1 protein-coding gene is annotated in these 1,185 nt (G+C 44.1%); it reads left to right on the top strand.

Annotated features, from left to right (window positions below; translation table 11 throughout):
* The first annotated feature begins 262 nt into the window (after positions 1 to 262).
* Entirely contained in the window at positions 263 to 1,030 is a 768-nt protein-coding gene (locus tag ACED41_RS21515; protein ID WP_371725669.1) for a 1-acylglycerol-3-phosphate O-acyltransferase, read from the top strand.
* Positions 1,031 to 1,185 lie beyond the last annotated feature (155 nt).

The following is a 1,185-nucleotide window of genomic DNA, read 5'->3' on the forward strand; positions in this document are numbered from 1 at the left end:
AAATGATCAGATCACAGGACTTGGAAAAGGTTCAACTAATTTAGGCAACAACGCCAGTATTGGTGAACATGCCTCGCTACTGGTGAACACGTGTAAGCTCGATAATCGTGTCAAACACCCATTGTTAGTCCTTGTTTTATATAAAGATCTAAAAACAGAACCCTATAACAGTTAATTGTTGCAATTCGGTTAAATAGAGTGAAAACTTCAAGCATCTAAAACTATTTAATCACTGCCATCTGCGGTGAGTAAGGAGTGAATTGTGCTTGCTGTTCTTCGTATTATTTTGGCTACGGTGTTTATTATTTTCACCACTCAATGTGCTTTTGTTTACTGCTTGTTTAGCCCCAAGAACCCCAAGCATGTGTACGTTTTCTGTCGTTGGTTCAACCAACTCCAAAAGATCATCGGTGTAAAACTGGTGCAACGCGGCCTAGACAATGCCCCGACACCAGAAAACAGCGTCTACATCTCTAACCACCAAAGCATATTGGATTTTGTGACCGATCCAGGAATGCTAAGACCACGCACTGTTTCATTGGGCAAACGCGATTTGTTGTACGTGCCTTTCTTTGGCCTGCTGTATTGGATCACCGGTAACATCATGATTAACCGCGAAGACAAATCCAAAGCACGCGATACCATCAAGCAAGTGGCGGAAGCGATTCATCAGAGAGATCTGTCTGTTTGGGTTTACCCGGAAGGAACCCGTAGTAAAGGGCGTGGACTACTGCCATTCAAAACAGGCGCTTTCCGAATGGCAATTGAAGCTGGTGTGCCTATCACCCCGATGTGTACTAGCACCACGCACAATAAGATCGACTTTAATCGTGCCAATAATGGCATTGTGATCACCGAGATGTTGGAACCTATCGATGTATCCGGATACAAGCTTAGCGATGCGAGAGAGTTGGCCAATCGCTGTCACGCACTCATGGCAGAGAAAATAGCAGAGCTTGATGCCGAAGTGGCTCGTTTAGAGGCGCAGCAAAAACCAGATTTGGATTCAGACAGTTCTTCTACGAACTAACTCGCAACGAAACCACTGAGTCATCGCTCAGTTACTTAAAAAGACACTCAACGATCGCAACTCTCATTGTTCTTGTTTTACTTGCTGGCGCTTATCCGCAAAATAAAAAGGTTCATCGCGGATTAGCGGGAACTAAAAACAAAAACGGTAGTAAG

Source organism: Vibrio sp. 1F255 (assembly GCF_041439145.1).
Taxonomy (GTDB): domain Bacteria; phylum Pseudomonadota; class Gammaproteobacteria; order Enterobacterales; family Vibrionaceae; genus Vibrio; species Vibrio crassostreae_C.